This is a genomic window from Pseudoalteromonas shioyasakiensis (genome assembly GCF_019134595.1).
GTDB lineage: Bacteria > Pseudomonadota > Gammaproteobacteria > Enterobacterales > Alteromonadaceae > Pseudoalteromonas > Pseudoalteromonas shioyasakiensis_A.
The window spans coordinates 541,086-557,671 of sequence record NZ_CP077771.1 but is presented as its reverse complement, the minus strand read 5'-3'; the positions used below and the strand labels follow the sequence as shown (position 1 = coordinate 557,671).

15 protein-coding genes are annotated in these 16,586 nt (G+C 39.8%); 6 read left to right on the top strand and 9 right to left on the bottom strand.

What is annotated here, in order from left to right:
* Positions 1 to 57: 57 nt before the first annotated feature.
* The 3 genes from ushA to KQP93_RS21660 form a co-directional block, all read right to left on the bottom strand.
* Positions 58 to 1,665: a bifunctional UDP-sugar hydrolase/5'-nucleotidase UshA gene (gene ushA / locus KQP93_RS19905; RefSeq protein WP_217876889.1), complete on the bottom strand. Its 1,608-nt coding sequence runs from the start codon at positions 1,663 to 1,665 to the stop codon at positions 58 to 60.
* A 75-nt stretch (positions 1,666 to 1,740) separates the two neighbouring features.
* Positions 1,741 to 1,938: a hypothetical protein gene (locus KQP93_RS19900; RefSeq protein WP_217876888.1), complete on the bottom strand. Its 198-nt coding sequence runs from the start codon at positions 1,936 to 1,938 to the stop codon at positions 1,741 to 1,743.
* Between the two features lie 231 nt (positions 1,939 to 2,169).
* Entirely contained in the window at positions 2,170 to 2,238 is a 69-nt protein-coding gene (locus KQP93_RS21660; protein ID WP_350338400.1) for a hypothetical protein, read from the bottom strand.
* Here KQP93_RS21660 and KQP93_RS19895 point away from each other — a divergent pair.
* Entirely contained in the window at positions 2,216 to 2,923 is a 708-nt protein-coding gene (locus KQP93_RS19895; RefSeq protein ID WP_369598769.1) for a peptidylprolyl isomerase, read from the top strand. The two genes, KQP93_RS21660 and KQP93_RS19895, sit on opposite strands and share 23 nt — an antisense overlap.
* 50 nt (positions 2,924 to 2,973) lie before the next feature.
* Here the strand turns inward: KQP93_RS19895 and KQP93_RS19890 are convergent, their stop codons facing one another.
* A complete protein-coding gene (locus KQP93_RS19890) occupies positions 2,974 to 3,387 on the bottom strand; it encodes an MAPEG family protein (protein ID WP_217876886.1) in 414 nt (137 codons plus the stop codon).
* 166 nt (positions 3,388 to 3,553) lie between these two features.
* Here KQP93_RS19890 and KQP93_RS19885 point away from each other — a divergent pair, with 166 nt between their 5' ends.
* The gene (locus KQP93_RS19885; protein WP_217876885.1) at positions 3,554 to 6,439 is read left to right on the top strand and encodes an insulinase family protein; all 2,886 of its coding nucleotides are present in this window, start codon (positions 3,554 to 3,556) and stop codon (positions 6,437 to 6,439) included.
* Between the two features lie 49 nt (positions 6,440 to 6,488).
* Here KQP93_RS19885 and KQP93_RS19880 read toward each other — a convergent pair whose 3' ends face one another.
* Positions 6,489 to 7,871, bottom strand: coding sequence for a Na+/H+ antiporter NhaC family protein (locus tag KQP93_RS19880; protein WP_217876884.1), 1,383 nt, complete (start codon positions 7,869 to 7,871; stop codon positions 6,489 to 6,491).
* Between the two features lie 287 nt (positions 7,872 to 8,158).
* On the opposite strand from KQP93_RS19880, the gene KQP93_RS19875 reads away from it, so the two are divergent.
* On the top strand, positions 8,159 to 8,563 hold the full coding sequence (locus KQP93_RS19875) for an NUDIX hydrolase (protein ID WP_217876883.1): 405 nt from the start codon (positions 8,159 to 8,161) through the stop codon (positions 8,561 to 8,563).
* A 3-nt stretch (positions 8,564 to 8,566) separates the two neighbouring features.
* Positions 8,567 to 9,058, top strand: coding sequence for a GNAT family N-acetyltransferase (locus KQP93_RS19870; RefSeq protein WP_217876882.1), 492 nt, complete (start codon positions 8,567 to 8,569; stop codon positions 9,056 to 9,058).
* On the opposite strand, the gene KQP93_RS19865 is transcribed toward KQP93_RS19870, so the two are convergent.
* From KQP93_RS19865 to KQP93_RS19855, 3 genes are read right to left on the bottom strand one after another with little or no spacing between them, the layout of a single operon-like run.
* Complete coding sequence (locus tag KQP93_RS19865; protein ID WP_217876881.1) at positions 9,041 to 9,652, bottom strand: PqiC family protein; 612 nt, start codon at positions 9,650 to 9,652, stop codon at positions 9,041 to 9,043. The two genes, KQP93_RS19870 and KQP93_RS19865, sit on opposite strands and share 18 nt — an antisense overlap.
* Positions 9,652 to 11,307 carry an intermembrane transport protein PqiB gene (pqiB, locus tag KQP93_RS19860; protein ID WP_175080622.1) on the bottom strand — a complete coding sequence of 552 codons (1,656 nt, stop codon included), beginning with the start codon at positions 11,305 to 11,307 and terminating at the stop codon, positions 9,652 to 9,654. Before pqiB ends, KQP93_RS19865 begins: the two co-directional genes overlap by 1 nt.
* Complete coding sequence (locus KQP93_RS19855) at positions 11,304 to 12,542, bottom strand: PqiA/YebS family transporter subunit (protein WP_217876880.1); 1,239 nt, start codon at positions 12,540 to 12,542, stop codon at positions 11,304 to 11,306. The genes pqiB and KQP93_RS19855 overlap by 4 nt, the downstream gene beginning before the upstream one ends.
* 140 nt (positions 12,543 to 12,682) lie before the next feature.
* On the opposite strand from KQP93_RS19855, the gene KQP93_RS19850 reads away from it, so the two are divergent.
* Entirely contained in the window at positions 12,683 to 13,459 is a 777-nt protein-coding gene (locus KQP93_RS19850) for a substrate-binding periplasmic protein (protein WP_254907758.1), read from the top strand.
* Here KQP93_RS19850 and KQP93_RS19845 read toward each other — a convergent pair.
* Positions 13,448 to 14,248, bottom strand: a complete 801-nt coding sequence (locus tag KQP93_RS19845; RefSeq protein ID WP_217876879.1) for a thioesterase family protein — start codon at positions 14,246 to 14,248, stop codon at positions 13,448 to 13,450. The genes KQP93_RS19850 and KQP93_RS19845 overlap by 12 nt on opposite strands.
* Positions 14,249 to 14,487: 239 nt before the next feature.
* Here KQP93_RS19845 and dnaK point away from each other — a divergent pair, with 239 nt between their 5' ends.
* Entirely contained in the window at positions 14,488 to 16,410 is a 1,923-nt protein-coding gene (gene dnaK / locus KQP93_RS19840; protein WP_217876878.1) for a molecular chaperone DnaK, read from the top strand.
* Positions 16,411 to 16,586: the final 176 nt, after the last annotated feature.

Genomic DNA, 16,586 nt, shown 5'->3' with positions numbered 1-16,586 from the left:
CTAGTTTAAAAGTAAAAAGGGAAGTCACTGACTTCCCTTTTTCTATTTAAGTAGTCTTTATTTAGGGGCGTAATCAGCCGCTTTAACAGGACTATTTTGCTCAAAGAAACGCTTTAATGCCTGTGCATCTGTATCATCTGTACTCACAAAGCCTTTTTTATTGGTAAGAGTAGGATAGCCATCACCACCAGAGGCATTATAGCTGTTAATGCTCATACGATAAGTTTTAGCCATATCAAGTGGTTTACCGGCAATTTTAACATCAGATAAAGTGTCGTTATTGCGTTTAAAGCTTAACTTATAATATTGTAAGTAGGCACCTGAATCAGGTGGAAAAGAAGTAACAACCTGCAAGTAGTCATATAGCTCTTGGCCTGTCATATCAATATAGGTGATACGGTTTTTAAAAGGATGAACTTTTAAAATATCTTTATAACTTACATCGCCTGCTTGAATGCTATCGCGAATACCGCCACCGCTTATCAAACCAAAATCAGCACCCACTGACTGCATTTGTGCAGCAATAATAACGCGTGCTAAGTTTACTTGTTCATAGCGTACTTTATTGCGGTCACCTTCAAGTTTTGTATCAACGTTACCTATTTTACCAGCAATTTGTGCTGCGCCTTTTTGCTGATAAACCGCAAGGATGTCTTGTAAGTTTTTGTTTGGTTCAATGTACTCAGCCGCTAGCTTTTTATTACCGTTTTCATCATCGATATAAAGATTTACCGGAATAAGTGAGTAATTGAGCAAAGTTAATTCATTGTTTTCTAATTTGAACTCAGCTTTACCAACATATTTACCCCACTCATGGGCTTGCATGATCCAAGTACCATTTTGTTGGTCAGGCTTACACTCTTTACCTGGCATAAAGCTTTTGTCAGCAACATTGGCTTCTTTCATACACACAGGCTCTTGTGAATGACCGCCAACAATAATATCAAGCATCCCTTTTGGTAAATTGCGCGCCATAGTCACATCACCGGGTGCATTAATACCAAAGTTAGCATCAACATAGTGACCCATATGTGTAACAGCGATAGTGATATCTGGATTGTACTGTTTATCAATTTCTGGAGCTAATTTTGCTGTCACGTCTGTAGGGTCTTTAAATTCTAGGCCACCGATATATTGCGGGTTACCGATTTTAGCGGTATCTGTGGTGGTTAAGCCGATTACAGCAATTTTAAGCCCATTCTTTTCGAAGATTTTATAGCCTTGGTAACGAGTTTCACCTGTATTTTTATCTATTATATTGGCTGATAGAAAAGGGAAGTTTGACCATTTTTGTTGTTGATCAAGTACTGCCAGTGGATTATCAAACTCATGGTTACCAATTGCCATGGCATCATAACCAATTATCGACATACCTTTAAAATCAGGCTCCGCGTGTTGTAAGTCAGACTCTGGAATACCCGTATTGATATCGCCACCTGAAAGCAATAAAACAGCATGACCTTGTGCTTTGGCCTCAGCTTTTAGTTGATCAATTAGAGTCTTACGAGCAGCCATGCCATACTCACCTTGTTCGTTATGCCAAAAACGACCATGGTTATCATTAGTATGAAGCAGAGTTAAATATTGGGCTGAATCAGTATTATTAGAAGAGGAGCTACACGCGGTTAGGGTAACCAGTAGCGATGTTAGTAATAAAAAGCGCATAATTGTTTGCCTGAATAGAGCAGTAGGTTAATTATGCGCTTAGTTTAAACGACTTAAGTTTAAATTAAATGTCTTTTATAAATTTTTGTCGCTATTTTCTGTATTTAGTTGTCCTGTTGCGGCAAGTTGTCTGCGTTGTAGTTCTTGTTCTGCGTAATGAGACTTTTGATGATTATTGCCGACCATCCAATTTAAGAAACTAGCGGGTAACTTACTGTAAGGCTCACCTTGGTGTAGGCCAAAATCGCATATTGCGTTCTCTTCATTCGCCATGGTTCATTCCTGTGTGTTCATTGTTGTCGTGCAGATACTAACAAACTGAGCCTATTTGATAAGACGATTTTGTTTTATTCTTTAAATTTTTTATAACCATAATGAATACATGGTGTGAATTAATGTAACTGAGATGTAATTGGTTTGGCGCGTTTTGTGTAACTGTTTTGTTTGCTATTTAAGCGCATGTCTATTTTGTTTAAGCTTCTTGCAGTTTTATAATAAAAATTATCAGGAAAGATAAACAATGAAAAAACATCTACTTGCAACTGCTTTATTGGCTAGTTGTTTTACAGCCAATGCAACTATTGTCGAAATGCAGACTGATCTGGGCAGTATTACTGTTCACCTCTATGATCAACACACACCTGTTACCGTTGAAAACTTTTTAAACTATGTTGCAGATGGCAGCTACGACGGTACGGTTATTCATCGCTCAGTTGATAACTTTGTTCTTCAAGGTGGTGGTTTTAAATTTGATACTGATTTCGAGGCGATAGAAACTGTTGACGCTATTACCAATGAGCCAGAGCTGTCGAATGTTAAAGGTACCATTGCAATGGCCAAGCTTGGTGGTAATGCTAATAGTGCGACAAGTCAGTGGTTTTTCAATTTAAAAGATAACAGTGCTAACCTAGACTTACAAAATGGTGGCTTTACTGTTTTTGGTGAAGTAACTGTACAGAGTATGGATGTTTTAGAACAAATCACCTCTTTAGTACACTGCGGAGAAATCCCTGTAGTAAACCTTAATGAAGAGCAGTGCCCAGATACAACGTCAGGTTTCAGTGGTGAAAACTTATTCTACATTAACAGTGTCACTGTGATTGATGATGATCCGAATTCGTCTGCTTCTTTATCACCAAAAGAGAACACGCTAATTGATGAAGATAACTCTTCAGACAATGGTGGTAGTAGCTCAGGCGGGAGTCTTGCGTGGATGCTATCTTTATTAGCTCTTGCAGGTTTTACTCGTCGTAAATAATTCCTTAATAAGGCGCTAAAAAGCGCCTTATTTCTTTGTATTGATGATTATTAGAAGATTCTAACTAAAATAAGCACCCACATTACTAGCATTATAAAGCTACTGACAACAAAACTATAATAGCGTGCCTTCAAGGTATTTGAAGTTAAGTGTATTACGCTATGAATAATTCTTAATGCAACATAAACCCAAGCAAGGGCAACAAATACAGTACCTACAGCATTTACTTGCAGAGCTGTTAAACACGCAATAAAAAACAGCACAGGCATTTCGAATTGATTGATAAAGTTACGATCTGCTACGCGAACATTATCCCCAGCCTTTTCAAGCTCCATTGTTAAGAAGTCTTTCATCTCGATGGTTTTTTGTTTTGCCGCACGAAAACGACGCTTACCCATAATGTACATGACTGCAAAAGTCAGAAAGACCTGAGTGAACATTGCTACAATTAGCCACTTTTCCATAGCTCATCCTTTGTTATAGTTATTGCTATTAATCTTAACCGTAAGTATTGCATTTTCACAATGTGTTACAAAGTTTTGCTGTAACTTAGCTGAAAAGCATTGAATTGCGGCGCTCGAAAACACATGATAAATAAAAATTTATTCAATTTCTAATGGATACAAAATAATGAAAAAAATAATAGGACTCAGTGCAATCGCTTTTGCAGTGTTAGCAGGTTGTTCTTCTACTTCTACCACAACGCCTCCTGCAGCTAATACTAACCTTATTCCTGACTCGTTAGTTATCAGCCCAAACGACACCCGTGAGTACAAAACATTAAAACTAGATAACGAAATTGATGTAATTTTAATTTCAGATCCTAGTGCTGAAAAATCAGCTGCTGCATTGAGTGTAGGCGTTGGTTTATTGCACGACCCTATGTCGCAACAAGGCATGGCGCACTACCTAGAGCATATGCTGTTCCTTGGTACAGACCGCTACCCAGACACTAAAGGTTACAGTGATTTCATGACCAAAAATGGTGGCGCACATAACGCTTACACCTGGTTAGATATCACAAACTACATGTTCAAAGTGAACAATGATGCCTACGACGAAGCACTTGACCGCTTTGCAGACTTTTTTAAATCGCCAAAGCTTTACCCAGAATACACAGACAAAGAAAAAAATGCGGTAAACGCAGAGTGGTCAATGCGCCGTGAAATGGACTTTTTTGGCCAATTTAAACTGGCACGCCAAATGATGGGCTCACACCCTGCAAACCGCTTCTTAATTGGTAACCTAGAAACTTTAGGGGACAAAGAAGGCAGCAATCTGCATAAAGAAACCGTTGCTTTTTATAACAAGTACTATTCATCGAACATTATGAAAGTGGCGATGATCTCAAATCGTCCACTGGCTGAAATGGAAGCAAAAGCTAAACAGTATTTTGCTGATATTGAAAATAAAAAAATCGAAAAGCCAACGGTGACTGATAAGTTAGACTTTTCTGTTGCTGGCGGAAAGCGTGTTTATTACTCACCGAATGAAGATGTAAAACAGCTACAGTTAGAGTTCACAATTGCTGATAACAGTTCACAGTTTGCGGTTAAACCAAATCGTTTTGTTTCATACCTTTTAAGTAACGAAATGCAAGGTAGTCCTGCACAAATTTTGCGTGATAAAGGATGGGTGTCACGTTTATCTGCTTCTGATGCACCAACACAATATGGTAACTACGGTAGCTTAACGGTTAATATTGAATTGACTGATGCTGGCATGCAAAACCGCGAAGAAATTGTCGCTATGGTTATGCAGTACATTGCGCTTATTAAAGAGCAGGGTGTTGATAGCAAATACTTTAATGAAATTCGTACATCGTTAAACAATGAATTTCAATTCCTAGAAAAAGGTGATGAGTTTGGTTATGTAAGTAACTTAACTGATAGCATGCAAAAGTTCCCTGTGAACAACGCAATTAATGCACCTTATTATTATGCTAAGTTTGATTCAGATGCAGTGCAAAATGTCCTTTCGCAGTTAAACGAAGATACGCTGCGCATTTGGTATATCTCTAAACAAGAAGAAACTGATTCACAGCTGCATTTTTACGATGGTAAATACCGTATAGAAGACATCAGCGAAGCAGAAGTTGCAAGTTGGAGTAAACCAAGCGAATACACTTTAGCATTACCAACAGTAAACCGCTTATTACCTGAAAGCTTTGCAATTAAAACCGCTGAGTTTAAACAACAAGCACACCCTGAACTGGTATTTGATAAACAAGGTGTTAAAGTTTGGCGTCAAGCAAGTCAGCAGTTTGCTGAACAACCTAAAGGTCTTGTTGAAGTTTATATTAATACGCCAGATGCTCTTGTGAATGTGAAATCACAGGTTCTGTATTCAATTTGGGCAGATCTTTATAACTTACAACAAAGCAAACTAAGCACAGAAGCTGCTGTTGCAGGTATGAGTTTAGGGTTACAGCCAAGTAATGGCCTTGTGTTATCGCTAAGCGGTTTTACTGATAAACAAGATGTACTTTTAGCTCAGGCGCTTGAAAATCTAACGTTAGATGTGTCTGAAGAAGGTTTTGCACAAGCAATCGATCGTTTTAAGCGTGATTTATTAAATCAGCAAAAGCAGTTCCCGTTCTATCAAGCATTCGGTGAGTACTCTAAGCTTACTCGTAGTGGTAAATTCGATACCGAAACCTTGATTGCAGCGGCAGATGCACTAACCCTTGCAGATTTTTCGGCTATTAAACAATCTACACTTGCTGCAAATGATTTACGCGTATTCACGTTTGGTAACTACAACCAAAACGATGTTGACTCTATTGCGAGTAAGCTAACCGCTATTTTACCTAAAGGTCATAAAGCGACGGAGTTTGCCAGAAGCAAAGCTTGGTTACCTCAGCCTGGTGAGCGCATTGTTCTGCAAAAAGATATCGATGTAGCTGATGTAGCAATTATTGATATGGTTGTACACCCAACCCCAGGTTATAAGCAAAAAGCACAGGCACAAATTTTACAAAGCCACTTTAGAACCGTAGCGTTTGATAAGTTACGTACAGAAGAGCAGTTAGCTTATGCGGTTGGTGCACTAGCACGTCCTATCGAAGACTACTCTGCATTGGGTCTTTATATTCAAACACCGGTTAAAGGCCCTAAAGAAATGCAAGCGCGTTTTGATGAGTTCAAAAAGCAATACGCTGTTGAGCTTGATAACATGACAGAAGAAACATTTGCACAACTTAAAAATGCAACGCTTGTGTCTTTAAAAGAGCAACCTAAGAATTTAAGTGATGAAATGTCACCGCTTATTTCTGATTGGTACCGTGAAAACTTCAACTTCGACTCTAAAGAAAAGCTTATCGCTGAAGTTGAAAAAGTAACCTTGGCTGATCTGAAAGATTACTACAAGAAAACGATGCTCAATAGTGAAGCTGCGCGTTTAAATATTCAAATGCGTGGTAGTAAGTTTGCAGATAAGCCATTTGCTGATCTGAAAGACCAAAGAAAAGTTGAAAACTTAGAGACTTATTACAAAGGCATTAAATTCCAAAAGTAACTTAATAGTTGATAAACAAAAGCCCAAGCATTTGCTTGGGCTTTTTAATTTATGCGATAAGCAAAAATCCTATAAATGCAGCGGTTGCAGCAAGTAAGGTATAAGGCAGTTGCGTGATAGCATGGCTGACTAAATCACACCCAGAGCCTTGTGCGGCAAGAACCGTGGAATCAGAATAGAAGCACGCTTGACTACCAAATGACGACGCTGACAATAAAGCGCCAATCACTAAAGGAATATTGGCATCAATTGCGTAAGCCAGTGGCATTACAATAGGAATCGTTACCGCGAAAATCCCCCAGCTCGAACCCGTTGCAAAAGCAAGTACTGCCATTGCTAAGAATACCACCGCAGGTAGGTACTGCGCCGTCATATAAGGGCTTAATGTATTAATGACATATTGCGGAAGCATTAATTGGTCACACACATCTTTAAATATAAATGCTGCAACCACAGTCCCAATAGCGGGGATCATACTTTTAAAACCATCAAGCATACGCTCAACGAGTTCTGACAATGTCATCAACTTTTGTAACATATAAAAAGGTAAAACAACGGCAAAGGTTGCAAGCAATCCTTTGTATACGTCAATGTCAAAGTAAACAGTAAATGCAACAAGTAAAACTATCGGCACTAAAAAGTTATAGAGTTTGCCGTTTGAAGCGGCTGTTTCAAAGTTTTCTTCTGCTGCTTTTACTGCGTATTCATCCGCTGTTTGAACATCCGTGTATTGGCTATTCGAGATCTCGATTTGATTATTCATGGCACGTAGTTGTGCTTTTTTCATCGGACCAAAAGCAGGGATGACATTTAAGCTAACCAGTAATACAACAATGACTGCAAACCAAGCGTATAACATATAAGGGATTGCTTGAATGTAGACGGCAATACCTTGACCCTCTGGTGCAACATTATTATCAACTAACAAGCCACCAAAAAAAACGGCCCATGTAGAGAGTGGTACCAGCACACAGATAGGCGCAGCTGTTGAGTCAACAACGTAAGCGAGCATTTCACGGCTAATTTTAAACTTATCGGTGATACGTTTCATGGTTTCACCGACGGTTAATGCATTTAAGTAATCATCAATAAAAATAATCACACCTAGCACAAATGTCATCACCAACGATGAGCGCTGGCCTTTGGCAAACTTTAACGCTAATTCGGCGAAGGCACTTGCCCCCCCGGTTCTTACTAATAAAGCGATTAATGCACCAAACCCACCACAGACTAAAATTAGCCAAGCAATGGTTTCGTCTTGCATTACCTTTAATGAAATATCAGCAAAATTGGCTAACACAGCGGTTGGTCCTAGCATGGCTAAACCAAACAAAGCACCAATTAGTAAAGATAAAATAGGGCGGCGTAAAAATACGGCCAAAACCACCACCAATACTGGCGGCAGTAAACTTAACGCAGAAGGTTCTTGCATTATATTTTTCACACAGTTAAGCAATGCGAGATTGCTTACAGAAATCAGAAGTCTATAGACTCAAGTAACTGCTTTACGCGAACACACTTTTATGGACCCATTAGGGAAAGTGCCTGCGTTGGCTGGCGCCAGACAGTATAGAGGGTATACTGCTTTTGTTTTGCCCAAAACATCGCAAGGAAAATAATCCTGAATATTAATTTAGTCAATAAGAATTTTTATTGCGATGATAATTATTTTACACTCTTCAACTGTATTACTTTTTTAACTTTATTAAGCTAAGGTTTATGGCATTTTCAGATACATACAGACTCAGTAGTCATGCGGTTATCACTAACAACCAAGGGCAAGTGTTATTACTAAAAGCTAATTATGGTCAAAAAAGTTGGGGATTACCTGGCGGGGCTTTAGATAAAGGAGAAACCATTCATCAAGCGTTACTTCGTGAATGCCAAGAAGAGCTTAATTGTGACGTAGACATTGCTTATTTAAGTGGTGTTTATTATCACACAGCGTTTAACTCCCATGCGTTTATTTTCCGTGCTCATATGGCTGAGGGTGCTGAGATAATGTTGAGCGATGAGCACACAGAGTATGGCTACTTTGATATTGATGAGTTATCTAAAGTACAAAAAGAGCGTGTTCTCGACTGCCTTAATTTTAGCAATGACGTCGTTAGTAAGGTGTTTTAACTCATGTTAGATATATATTTGCGTGCCGGACAGCCAGATGATGCAACCTTTATTGTTGAACTTTTAAACCAAGCAACATTCTTAGAGCATATTGGTAATAAAAACATTAATACGCTCGCACAAGCTGAGCATTATATTCAACAAACGTTTATAAATAGCCACCAGCAATTTGGTTTTGGTAGCTACATTGTTTGTTTAGCAAATGGTACACCGGTTGGTATGGTGGGGCTCTTTCAGCGCGATGCGTTAGCTATCCCCGATTTAGGATTTGCCTTGTTAGCTAAGTATGAAGGCAAGGGGATCATTACAGCTGCTGCTAGGTTATTGATGGCAAAAAAGCACGTATTAGAACTTGGTGTACTTGCAGCAATAACCTCGCAAACAAATATTGGCTCACAGAAAGTGTTACAGAAACTTGGCTTTGAATTTCTAGGCGATGTCATCATTAACGATGACAATCAGCCTCTAAAACTCTTATTAAAGAGCAAGCTTTGATACCTCGTTTGCAACTTGTTTGTTGACCTTTAGCCACGTTGACTCAAGTGTTGCGACAAGTCCTTCGTAATCACTGTCTTGTAATGGCGTAAGTTCATTGAAGTAATTGACGGCCTTTAACTTTCGGCCCGACTCAGGGTTTGTATAGTATAAACGCCAAAGCCCAGCAATGTTGGCATTGCCTTGTTCATCGCCGTTAAAGTGATGTAGCTCATATTCTAATTCATAGAAACTTTGCTGATCTAAATCGGTGATCACCGGTAAACCTTTTATTACCATCCAATTATCAAGTTCAGTATAAAGTTGTTGATGGGCACTGGCGGTTAACATTAAATCCGGTGATTCGCTCCATAAATGGTAGTTAGCAGCATTGACCCTGTTGTTTTCGAGAACCATTGCAATGCCACGATTATTAAGCGCACCTCGTAACTGTACGGTGTTAATTCTGAGCTGTGCTTGTGTATTCTCAGCTAGGCGTTGCTTAGCGACTATTGGCTGCGAAAATTGATAATACTCAATGGTCGAGAATGACGTTTGACTGCAGGCCGAAAGTAACAGCACTGATGCCACTGAAGCACAGAGTTTATAGTTCATTATTGTTTCCTCGGCGTTGGATCGGCAGGTAGCTCCTTATCAAAGATCAACATATTAGGTTGCTGGTTTAAACCTCGTGTGAATGGCTGTAGCTCTTCACTTAAACGTTTAAATTCAGATAAAGTCGTTTGCAACTGCTGGTGGAATGTTGAACCTTGTTCGTAACTTGCCATGGTTTTTTCAAATTGTTTCATAGTTTTATCGAACTGTTGCATGCTCTTAGTCATTTCTGCAAAGTTGCGATTAATATCACCCGGTAAGTCTTGCGTATCTTGTTTATTTAGTAGCTCTCTCATATCATGAGCAAGCGCTTGGTACTCGGCAAAGGTGGTTTGCATTTGCGCTAAGCTATCTTCAATTTTAAGATTATTCACTTTATTTAATACATCAGAGACTTGGTCAGCTATGACCGTAATACCACTTGATACACTCGGGAATACAGTGTACTCGGCAATTGTTTTTAATTCGGCAGGCTCTGCATTATCGTAAATATCTAAGTCAACGTACACTGCGCCAGTGAGTAAGTTACCCGGCTTTAAAGACGCTCGAAGACCATTTTTGATCCAACCATCTAAACTCGAGTACCAAAACTCGCGTGCTGCTGCACTGTCGTGGTAGAGGCGCCCATATTCAATTTTTATCAGGGCAGGTACTGCGGTATTATCGGTTCTAAAGTGCGCAGGTTTGCCATCTATTATGACACTTGCAGGTGCTTCAACCACACTACCAATACGCATACCTCGGTATTCTACAGGAGCGCCAGCGCGTAAGCCGCGAATTGATTGCTCAAAGTCGATTAAGTAGTAGTCAAAATCGTAAAAGCGTTCTTCTAAAGCGGCTTTGTAGCTATTACTTAAAGAAAAGCTATGGCCGTTACTGGCCACTTCACCGGGCGCTTGTTGCTCAGGAATACCAACAGAAATACCGCCTTTGAGCAATTTACTTAACGAGCCTGTATTAACATTAATACCATCTGCAGATAGGTCTATTTCGATGCCTGAGTTTACCCAGAAAATAGAGTTTAAGGTGATCAAGTTTTGGTATGGCTCATTGATAAAAATGCCATATTTCATCGCTTGATTCTTCCAATCAAAGGTGGCGGTTTCTATTTGGCCAATTTTGTAATCTTTAAAGTAAATACCGGTACTCACATCAAGCACTTCTGCGTTATAACTTAATAGGGTGAAGCGCCCACCTTTTACATCTTTACCAATTAGAGCCGGTTCATCTTGTAGCTCAAATCTTTCGGCCAGCTTTTTACTCTCTCCCGGTGCAAATTCTAAATACACACCAGAGAGTAGGGTACTCATGCCGCTAATACCCGTGTCATCAATTCGTGGTTTTACAACCCAAATTTTCGCATCATCTGTCAGTAAATCATCATAATGTTTATCGATTTGCGCCCTTGCAATAACGCTATTTTGTTTATCTGATAAACGAACATGGTCGATTTGGCCAATCTTCACACTACGTACTTTTATTTCTGTTTTACCAGCCACAATACCTTCTGCATGAGGCATTTTGATAAAAATGGTGGTGCCTTTATTTGCTTGATACTGGTACAACATCCATGCGCCAATTAATAAGGCAATAACTGGAATGATCCAGATTGCTGATATATTTGGCGCTGTTTTTATTTTAGCGGTTTCGCTCATGCCAAGGTCTCTTGTTTCGCAGTACTTAAGTTATCTGGGTTATCCCACAATAAGCGTGGATCAAACGCATGGGCTGCCAACATTTGGCATATAACCATGGTCGTAAAAAATATTGTGCCAATGCCAGGTGTTACTGACATTAAGTTTCCTAGTTGTACTAAGGCTACTAGAATCGCCACAACAAATACATCGATCATTGACCATTTGCCAATAAATTCAGTCAATTGGTAGATACGTGTATAGCTTTTAGTTTGTCTGTTTGCTGGCCTCATCACCATAAAGCATAAAAAACTTAATATTAGCGCTTTGGCAAGGGGAACAACCACACTCGCTAAAAAGATGATCATTGCGATAGGGTACGAACCACTATTCCATAAAATCATTACGCCACCAATAATTGTCGATGGGGTTTCATCGCCAAGGCTCGTGGTATACATAATAGGATAGACATTGGCAGGAATATAACAGGCCACTGAGGTTAATAACCATGCAGCGGCTTTTTGCACACTAAAAGGGTTGCGACTGTAAGTTTTAGAGTCGCAACGTGAACAGGTTTCGGTCGCGCACAATTGTCCACAAACATGACATGCTCTTAAACCTTGATCAATAGCACGCGTGTTTGGCTGTGTTTGTTCTATATACTCAGGTTCTTTTAATTGTTGCCATAAGGTGTGCTTATTTAATTTTGCTGTGGCTGCCACATAACAAATAACAAATGCGCTATAAGCCCAAAAGCTTACACCAAATTCAATATCAGCCATCGACATGATTTTTACCATACTGACCATTACGCCAATTAAAAAAATCTCTGACATGATCCAAGGTTCTAACGCAAAGGTGGTTTTTAACAGTCTTTTTCCCCATTGATACGGTAGCGCTTTTAATAAGCCTAAATGCAAAGGAATTATGAGTACTAATAGCAATAAGGGCAGACCAATAATACTGGTGTCGATGAACAAACCTAAAAAGTCGTTGTCGTAATTAAATAGAATACGTGCGGCATCGGGTAAGGTGATTGTTTGAGTAATGCCACTACTGGTAAAAGACAGGAATGGATAAAACATACTACTCAGTAGCATAACAATAGCACTTAAACTCAGTGCTACTACCATACTATCTTGGTTAGCTTGCGATGCCGAAAGCTTTGTATTGCAATGAGGGCATATTGCCACTTGTTTTGCACTTAAGTGTGGGATCTCAATGACAAGATCGCAGCTAGGACAGGCTGTTTGCAAACTTAGGGTCTCTTAAACAAGAACTTAGTTAAGTTTGCACCAAATAGTGTATAAATTCAAATGCACCTTTGTTTAATATAAGCTAATATTTGTACAAAGCGATTACGCTTTTTAATTCATTTAATTCCTTAAGGTGAGCAGTGAAGCAATTATTTATCCTTTTAATGTTGTTTGTTAGTGTGAAAGGTGAGTGTTTATCTGAGCCAAATAGGCAAAAACCCATTGTTGTTGCTGCAAGCTCGTCTCTACCTCCTTACGTTATTCAAGACACTAACAGTGGCATTCAACTTGAAATATTGAAAGCTGCTTTTAAGTCGCAAGGCATCTCTAATATCAGTATTCAATATATGTCTAATAAGCGTGCTGAGCAGCAGCTTATGCAGGGCAAGGTTGATATTGCGCTGAACTTCCCACCTGTACTTACTTCACACATATATAAGAGCGATGAACTTCTTCGCTATCAAAATGTGGCGGTTAGTCTTGCTGATAAAGATCTTAAGATTAATAGTATCTACGATTTAGCAGGTAAAAGCGTGCTTGCCTTTCAAAATGCGACTAATTTTATTGAAGCACCTTTTAAGTCAGTTACCAATATTTTGCGCTCTTACGAAGAAGTGGTAAACCAAGAAGCGCAAGTTGATCACCTTATGAAAGGCTGGGTCGATGTAATTATCTTAGAGCGCCGAGTGTTTTTATATTACTTTGAGAAGTATAAACAAAGCGCAGAGGTAAAACCTTTTGCTGTGCATGCAATTTTCAAAGAAGCACCAAGACCTGCTTTTTTTTACAGTAAAACGTTAAAAAATACCTTTAATTTGGGCCTTGGTGAGATCATTGAGTCAGGCGAATATCAAGCAATTATTCGCCTTGATGGTACTGAGTACGCGCAGCTTTCTGAGCCTGAGTTACGCGAATAGCGCGACAGTTTGGCGGCTCAATGCAATCAGCTTACCGTCTTCACTCCAAATACAGCCATCTTCTAGACCATAGCCATCTTTACTGTGATGTGTAACCGCTTCGTAGCCAATCCAAGCATCATGGGCAATTGCAGGTTCTTCTACAAATTCTATGTACCACGACATACTACTTGCTGGTGCAGGTTGCTTATACATTTGTAATAAGGTTGGTGGCCATGCATCTGTTAGGGCGATGATATGGGCTTCATTCATTTGCTCTGGCACATGTTTGAATTTCATCCAACCACCTAAATGTGAGGTGTCTGCTCCAGAGAATGGCATATTACCGTCTTGTAAACACAGTGCCACATGTTGGAAAAATGCCGGCATCACGCCTTCTTTATAAGGTAGGATGAAACGCTCATCAACCGGTTTTAGCTGCATAGTTTTAGTGACATCTACACGAACATCGGACTGACGCTCAGCCCCAAAACAGGCTTGTGTAATAACACAAACATCGCCATTTTGAATCACTTTTGCTAGTACCTGCGCACTGTTTTTGCCTTCACGTAAGACTTCAACGTCGATTGAAAAATCATTGTCAGCGATTAACGGGCCAACAAAGTTAGTGCTTAAAGAGAGTAAACGGCGAGAGCTATCGATATGCTGACGTATAGCTTGATATAATAAAGCTGCAGATAATCCACCAAACGCTGTGCGACCTTGGCACCAGTTTTCTGGAAACTGCATAACTTTTGTTTTGTCTTTGCCTAGTTCAGCTGCCATGGCGAGTAATTGTTCAAAATGCATAATTTTCCTTAACATTTATTGTTATGGTGTTTGTTATAGCATAGCCAAGGTCATCAGACCAGTTTGTTTATCCTGCAAGCAGGCTGAGAAAACACCGCTTTTTGTGGAAAAAACGGCCATTTCGAAAATATTTCAAAAAAAAGTAAATTTTTTTCATTTTTACAGTTGAATTCAGTTTCCTGCACCCCTATCTACTAGTCATCGAACGTTTTAACGAATTTTGAAGTTGGAGAAGATTCATGGGTAGAATTATTGGAATCGATTTAGGTACTACTAACTCTTGTGTAGCAGTACTAGACGGTGATAAAGCACGCGTTATTGAAAACGCGGAAGGCGATCGCACAACACCATCGATCATTGCATACACGCAAGACGGTGAAACATTAGTTGGTCAACCTGCAAAACGCCAAGCAGTAACTAACCCAACTAACACATTATTTGCAATCAAGCGTCTAATTGGTCGTCGTTTTGAAGACGAAGAAGTACAACGCGATATCGGTATCATGCCTTTTAAAATTGTAAAAGCTGATAACGGTGATGCATGGGTTGAAGCGCGTGGCGAGAAACGTGCTGCACCACAAATTTCAGCAGAAGTGCTGAAAAAAATGAAGAAAACAGCAGAAGACTTCCTAGGTGAAGCGGTTACTGAAGCAGTAATCACAGTTCCTGCATACTTCAATGACTCACAACGTCAAGCTACAAAAGATGCTGGTCGTATCGCTGGTCTTGAAGTTAAACGTATCATCAATGAGCCAACAGCCGCTGCACTTGCATATGGCATGGACAAAAACAAAGGTGAAAACGTTGTTGCAGTATACGACTTAGGTGGTGGTACTTTCGATATCTCTATCATCGAAATCGACGAAGTTGAAGGCGAGCACACGTTTGAAGTTCTTGCAACTAACGGTGACACTCACTTAGGTGGTGAAGATTTTGATAACCGTGTTATCAACTACTTAGTTGAAGAGTTCAAGAAAGACCAAGGTATCGACCTTAAAACTGATCCACTTGCAATGCAACGTGTTAAAGAAGCTGCTGAAAAAGCGAAGATTGAACTTTCTTCTGCACAGCAAACAGAAGTTAACTTACCGTACGTGACTGCTGACGCAACTGGTCCTAAGCACATGAACGTTAAAGTTACTCGTGCAAAACTTGAGTCACTTGTTGAAGACTTAGTAACTAAGTCAATCGAGCCACTTAAGCGTGCACTAGCTGACGCTGATTTATCAGTAAGCGACGTAAATGACATCATCCTTGTTGGTGGTCAAACACGTATGCCTTTAGTACAAAAAACAGTTGCTGAGTTCTTTGGTAAAGAGCCTCGTAAAGATGTTAACCCAGATGAAGCAGTTGCAGTAGGTGCAGCGATTCAAGGTGGTGTACTAGCTGGTGACGTTAAAGATGTACTGCTACTTGACGTATCTCCGTTATCACTAGGTATCGAGACTATGGGTCAAGTAATGACAGCTCTAATTGAGAAAAACACGACGATTCCTACTAAGAAATCACAAGTTTTCTCAACAGCTGAAGACAACCAATCAGCGGTAACGATTCACGTATTACAAGGTGAGCGTAAGCGTTCAAGCGATAACAAATCACTAGGTCAATTTAACCTAGAAGGTATTCGCCCAGCACAACGTGGTACACCACAAATCGAAGTAACATTCGACGTAGATGCGGACGGTATCTTACATGTATCTGCTAAAGATAAAGATACAGGTAAAGAGCAGAAGATCACAATCCAAGCTTCTTCAGGTCTAAGCGACGATGAAGTAGAAAAAATGGTTCGTGATGCTGAAGCGCACGCTGAAGAAGATAAAAAATTCGAAGAGCTAGTAGCAACTCGTAACCAAGCTGATGCAATGGTTCACGGTACACGCAAGCAAATCGAAGAAGCGGGTGATGCATTACCTGCAGAAGATAAAGAAGCAATCGAAGCTGCGCTTACAGAGCTAGAAGCGGCGATTAAGAGTGATAACAAAGAAGAGATTGAAGCAAAAACTCAAGCTCTTGCTGAGAAGTCACAAAAGCTAATGGAAATTGCACAAGCTAAAGCACAGCAACAACAAGGTGGTGCGGATGCAGGTGCACAGCAATCTTCTGCAAAACAAGATGACGATGTTGTTGATGCAGAGTTCGAAGAAGTGAAAGACGACAAGTAATTGCTCGTTTCGCTTCTGCCTAACGCAATAATGGCTGCTTTGTTTAGCCAATTAAGTTAGGATGAAATGATTGAGGCGCGCCAGCGATTTCGCTTGACGCGCCTTTTGCATGTATATAAACGGTAAATTGAAAAGATGCCAATCCTTTTAAATGGTTAAGACCATAATATGATTTG

Coding starts and splice junctions, on each gene's coding strand:
- KQP93_RS19885 (WP_217876885.1), top strand. CDS start 3,554: ATGAAAAAAATAATAGGACTCAGTGCAATCGCTTTTGCAGTGTTAGCA.
- KQP93_RS19845 (WP_217876879.1), bottom strand. CDS start 14,248: ATGCATTTTGAACAATTACTCGCCATGGCAGCTGAACTAGGCAAAGAC.
- KQP93_RS19890 (WP_217876886.1), bottom strand. CDS start 3,387: ATGGAAAAGTGGCTAATTGTAGCAATGTTCACTCAGGTCTTTCTGACT.
- KQP93_RS19880 (WP_217876884.1), bottom strand. CDS start 7,871: ATGCAAGAACCTTCTGCGTTAAGTTTACTGCCGCCAGTATTGGTGGTG.
- ushA (WP_217876889.1), bottom strand. CDS start 1,665: ATGCGCTTTTTATTACTAACATCGCTACTGGTTACCCTAACCGCGTGT.
- KQP93_RS19875 (WP_217876883.1), top strand. CDS start 8,159: ATGGCATTTTCAGATACATACAGACTCAGTAGTCATGCGGTTATCACT.
- dnaK (WP_217876878.1), top strand. CDS start 14,488: ATGGGTAGAATTATTGGAATCGATTTAGGTACTACTAACTCTTGTGTA.
- KQP93_RS19865 (WP_217876881.1), bottom strand. CDS start 9,652: ATGAACTATAAACTCTGTGCTTCAGTGGCATCAGTGCTGTTACTTTCG.
- pqiB (WP_175080622.1), bottom strand. CDS start 11,307: ATGAGCGAAACCGCTAAAATAAAAACAGCGCCAAATATATCAGCAATC.
- KQP93_RS19870 (WP_217876882.1), top strand. CDS start 8,567: ATGTTAGATATATATTTGCGTGCCGGACAGCCAGATGATGCAACCTTT.
- KQP93_RS19900 (WP_217876888.1), bottom strand. CDS start 1,938: ATGGCGAATGAAGAGAACGCAATATGCGATTTTGGCCTACACCAAGGT.